This window comes from Pseudolactococcus laudensis, from assembly GCF_013449735.1.
GTDB classification, from domain to species: domain Bacteria; phylum Bacillota; class Bacilli; order Lactobacillales; family Streptococcaceae; genus Pseudolactococcus; species Pseudolactococcus laudensis.
Genome location: NZ_JACBNY010000045.1, coordinates 1 through 5,268, shown reverse-complemented (window position 1 = coordinate 5,268; position 5,268 = coordinate 1). Strand labels below are relative to the sequence as shown.

Sequence of the window (5,268 nt, the reverse complement as noted above, 5' to 3'; positions counted from 1 at the left end):
AAAAAAACTTTTCAGAAAGGTGTTGACAAGTCAAAAAAGTTTTGGTAGAATTAAATAGTTGTCTCGTAAGAACAGCTGAAACAAAATAGACCTTTGAAAACTGAATAAAACAGAAACGAACCAAGTACAGACGTTGTTTAGTAATAGACAACAAACTGTCAATTCGACAATAAATCGTTCAGAAATGAACGGACAAAAAAACAAAAGCTAGAGCATATCTGATATGTTCTCATTTAAATGAGAGTTTGATCCTGGCTCAGGACGAACGCTGGCGGCGTGCCTAATACATGCAAGTTGAACGCAACATAAACACCAGAGCTTGCTCTACCGTTTATGTTGAGTAGCGAACGGGTGAGTAACGCGTGGGTAACCTGCCTTATAGCGGGGGATAACTATTGGAAACGATAGCTAATACCGCATAACAATGTTAGATGCATATTTAACATTTGAAAGTACCAATTGGTACACTATGAGATGGACCCGCGTTGTATTAGCTAGTTGGTAGTGTAATGGACTACCAAGGCGATGATACATAGCCGACCTGAGAGGGTGATCGGCCACATTGGGACTGAGACACGGCCCAAACTCCTACGGGAGGCAGCAGTAGGGAATCTTCGGCAATGGACGAAAGTCTGACCGAGCAACGCCGCGTGAGTGAAGAAGGTTTTCGGATCGTAAAACTCTGTTGTTAGAGAAGAACGTTGATTAGAGTGGAAAATTAATCAAGTGACGGTATCTAACCAGAAAGGGACGGCTAACTACGTGCCAGCAGCCGCGGTAATACGTAGGTCCCGAGCGTTGTCCGGATTTATTGGGCGTAAAGCGAGCGCAGGTGGTTTAATAAGTCTGATGTAAAAGGCAGTGGCTCAACCATTGTGTGCATTGGAAACTGTTAGACTTGAGTGCAGTAGAGGAGAGTGGAATTCCATGTGTAGCGGTGAAATGCGTAGATATATGGAGGAACACCGGTGGCGAAAGCGGCTCTCTGGACTGTCACTGACACTGAGGCTCGAAAGCGTGGGTAGCAAACAGGATTAGATACCCTGGTAGTCCACGCCGTAAACGATGAGTGCTAGTTGTTTGGGGCTATCCAGCCCTAAGTGACGCAGCAAACGCATTAAGCACTCCGCCTGGGGAGTACGACCGCAAGGTTGAAACTCAAAGGAATTGACGGGGGCCCGCACAAGCGGTGGAGCATGTGGTTTAATTCGAAGCAACGCGAAGAACCTTACCAGGTCTTGACATACTCGTGCTATTCCTAGAGATAGGAAGTTCCTTCGGGACACGGGATACAGGTGGTGCATGGTTGTCGTCAGCTCGTGTCGTGAGATGTTGGGTTAAGTCCCGCAACGAGCGCAACCCTTATTGTTAGTTGCCATCATTAAGTTGGGCACTCTAGCGAGACTGCCGGTAATAAACCGGAGGAAGGTGGGGATGACGTCAAATCATCATGCCCCTTATGACCTGGGCTACACACGTGCTACAATGGTTGGTACAACGAGTCGCAAGACAGTGATGTCAAGCTAATCTCTTAAAGCCAATCTCAGTTCGGATTGTAGGCTGCAACTCGCCTACATGAAGTCGGAATCGCTAGTAATCGCGGATCAGCACGCCGCGGTGAATACGTTCCCGGGCCTTGTACACACCGCCCGTCACACCACGAGAGTTTGTAATACCCAAAGCCGGTGAGCTAACCTTTTAGGAGGCAGCCGTCTAAGGTAGGATAGATGATTGGGGTGAAGTCGTAACAAGGTAGCCGTATCGGAAGGTGCGGCTGGATCACCTCCTTTCTAAGGAAAAATGGTTGCTTAGGCAATTCATGGATAACTGTACGAAGGAAGTTTCTGTTTTATTTAGTTTTGAGAGGTTTATACCTAAAACTGTAAAAATCTTCTCTAACAGAAGAAGGGGCCTTAGCTCAGCTGGGAGAGCGCCTGCTTTGCACGCAGGAGGTCAGCGGTTCGATCCCGCTAGGCTCCATTGTCAACGAAGACGTTAAAATAGGCGATTTGATCATTGAAAACTGAATAACAATTTCTAAAATAACAAGAAATAAACCGAGAAGTGACGTAGTAATATGTCACCTCAAAAAAAAGCGTGAGTCGAAAGACTCAATACTTATTACCAGATACTTAAATGTATCGATTTAAAGGTTAAGTTAATAAGGGCGCACGGTGGATGCCTTGGCACTAGAAGGCGATGAAGGACGTGACTAACTACGAAATTCTGCGGGGAGCTGTAAGTAAGCATTGATCCGCAGGTGTCCGAATGGGGGAACCCAGTAGCTAATGGCTACTACTGTTTGTGTGAATACATAGCACTTACAGGGCAAGACGTTGTGAACTGAAACATCTAAGTAGCAACAGGAAGAGAAAGCAAACGCGATTTCCTTAGTAGCGGCGAGCGAAACGGAAGAAGGGCAAACCAATAGATTTATCTATTGGGGTTGTAGGACTGCGCAGTGGACTTATATTTTATAGACGAATTACCTGGGAAGGTAAGCTAAAGAGAGTAATAGCCTCGTAGTTGAAATAGAATATATACCTAGCAGTATCCTGAGTACGGCGAGACACGAGAAATCTCGTCGGAATCTGGGAGGACCATCTCCCAACCCTAAATACTCTCTAGTGACCGATAGTGAACAAGTACCGTGAGGGAAAGGTGAAAAGAACCCCGGGAGGGGAGTGAAATAGCACCTGAAACCGTGTGCCTACAACAAGTTCGAGCCCGTTAATGGGTGAGAGCGTGCCTTTTGTAGAATGAACCGGCGAGTTAAGTTATGATGCGAGGTTAAGATGAAGAGTCGGAGCCGTAGCGAAAGCGAGTCTTAATAGGGCGCTTTAGTATCATGATTTAGACCCGAAACCATGTGACCTATCCATGAGCAGGGTGAAGGTGCGGTAAGACGCACTGGAGGCCCGAACCAGGACACGTTGAAAAGTGTTTGGATGACTTGTGGATAGCGGAGAAATTCCAAACGAACTTGGAGATAGCTGGTTCTCTCCGAAATAGCTTTAGGGCTAGCGTCCAACTTGAATGTAATGGAGGTAGAGCACTGTTTGGGTGAGGGGTCCATCCCGGATTACCAATCTCAGATAAACTCCGAATGCCATTTACATGCGTTGGGCAGTCAGACTGTGAGTGCTAAGATCCATAGTCGAAAGGGAAACAGCCCAGACCATCAGCTAAGGTCCCAAAATATATGTTAAGTGGAAAAGGATGTGGGATTGCACAGACAACTAGGATGTTAGCTCAGAAGCAGCTATCATTTAAAGAGTGCGTAATAGCTCACTAGTCGAGTGATCCTGCGCCGAAAATGTACCGGGGCTAAAACATATTACCGAAGCTATGGAATTAAATTTATTTAATTGGTAGGAGAGCGTTCTTATCAGCGACGAAGGTATACCGTGAGGAGTGCTGGAGCGATAAGAAGTGAGAATGCCGGTATGAGTAGCGCAAGACAGGTGAGAATCCTGTCCACCGTAAGACTAAGGTTTCCAGGGGAAGGCTCGTCCGCCCTGGGTTAGTCGGGACCTAAGGAGAGGCCGAATGGCGTATCCGATGGACAACAGGTTGATATTCCTGTACTAGGTTATATAGTGATTGGAGGGACGCAGTAGGCTAAGATGTGCCAGTTAATGGATTCTGGTCTAAGCAGTGAGGTTTGGTATGAGTCAAATGCTTGTACCTTTAAGATTGAGCTGTGATGGGGAAGCACTTTCGAGTGCGAAGTATCTGATGTCACACTGCCAAGAAAATCTTCTAGCGTTTAATTATAACCTACCCGTACCGCAAACCGACACAGGTAGTCGAGGCGAGTAGCCTCAGGTGAGCGAGAGAACTCTCGTTAAGGAACTCGGCAAAATGACCCCGTAACTTCGGGAGAAGGGGTGCTCTACTGATGTAGAGCCGCAGTGAATAGGCCCAAGCGACTGTTTATCAAAAACACAGCTCTCTGCTAAATCGTAAGATGATGTATAGGGGGTGACGCCTGCCCGGTGCTGGAAGGTTAAGAGGAGTGCTTAGCGTAAGCGAAGGTATGAATTGAAGCCCCAGTAAACGGCGGCCGTAACTATAACGGTCCTAAGGTAGCGAAATTCCTTGTCGGGTAAGTTCCGACCCGCACGAAAGGCGTAACGATTTGGGCACTGTCTCAACGAGAGACTCGGTGAAATTTTAGTACCTGTGAAGATGCAGGTTACCCGCGACAGGACGGAAAGACCCCATGGAGCTTTACTGCAAGTTGATATTGAGTATCTGTTGCACATGTACAGGATAGGTAGGAGCCGATGAACTGAGGACGCTAGTTTTCAGCGAGGCGCTGTTGGGATACTACCCTTGTGTAATGGCTACTCTAACCCGCATGCCTGATCGGCATGGGAGACAGTGTCTGCTGGGCAGTTTGACTGGGGCGGTCGCCTCCTAAAGAGTAACGGAGGCGCTCAAAGTTTCCCTCAGCATGGTTGGAAATCATGCGTAGAGTGTAAAGGTATAAGGGAGATTGACTGCGAGACTTACAAGTCGAGCAGGTACGAAAGTAGGACTTAGTGATCCGGTGGTACCGCATGGAAGGGCCATCGCTCAACGGATAAAAGCTACCCTGGGGATAACAGGCTTATCTCCCCCAAGAGTTCACATCGACGGGGAGGTTTGGCACCTCGATGTCGGCTCGTCGCATCCTGGGGCTGTAGTCGGTCCCAAGGGTTGGGCTGTTCGCCCATTAAAGCGGCACGCGAGCTGGGTTCAGAACGTCGTGAGACAGTTCGGTCCCTATCCGTCGCGGGCGTAGGAAATTTGAGAGGATCTGCCCTTAGTACGAGAGGACCGGGGTGGACTTACCGCTGGTGTACCAGTTGTCTTGCCAAAGGCATCGCTGGGTAGCTATGTAGGGAACGGATAAACGCTGAAAGCATCTAAGTGTGAAACCAACCTCAAGATGAGATTTCCCATTCTTTATGAATTAAGAGCCCTGAGAGATGATCAGGTAGATAGGCTAGAAGTGGAAGGGTAGTGATACTTGGAGCGGACTAGTACTAATAGCTCGAGGACTTTACCTAAAGTAAAGAAGAACGTTTTTGGTTTAAGGAAGTTATATTAGAAATTAGTTATTCAGTTTTGAGTGTTCGAATCAAAGATTTGAAATTCAAACCAGTTTGGTGCTTATTGCATGAGAGATACACCTGTTCCCATGTCGAACACAGCAGTTAAGTCTCATTACGCCGGAAGTAGTTGGGGGTTGCCCCCTGTGAGATATGGTCGGTGCCAAGC

Annotated in this window: 1 tRNA gene and 3 rRNA genes; all 4 read left to right on the top strand. The window is 47.5% G+C overall.

What is annotated here, in order from left to right:
• Window positions 1-233 precede the first annotated feature (233 nt).
• The 4 genes from HZR21_RS11160 (at window position 234) to rrf (ending at window position 5,268) form a co-directional block, all read left to right on the top strand.
• A 16S ribosomal RNA gene (locus tag HZR21_RS11160) occupies window positions 234-1,790 on the top strand.
• Window positions 1,791-1,907: 117 nt separating this feature from the next.
• Window positions 1,908-1,980: transfer RNA gene (locus HZR21_RS11155), tRNA-Ala, on the top strand.
• 171 nt (window positions 1,981-2,151) lie between these two features.
• Window positions 2,152-5,057, top strand: a 23S ribosomal RNA gene (locus HZR21_RS11150).
• Window positions 5,058-5,152: 95 nt separating this feature from the next.
• Window positions 5,153-5,268: ribosomal RNA gene (rrf, locus tag HZR21_RS11145) — 5S ribosomal RNA — on the top strand.
• The 16S, 23S and 5S rRNA genes sit together here with 1 tRNA gene alongside, the layout of an rRNA operon.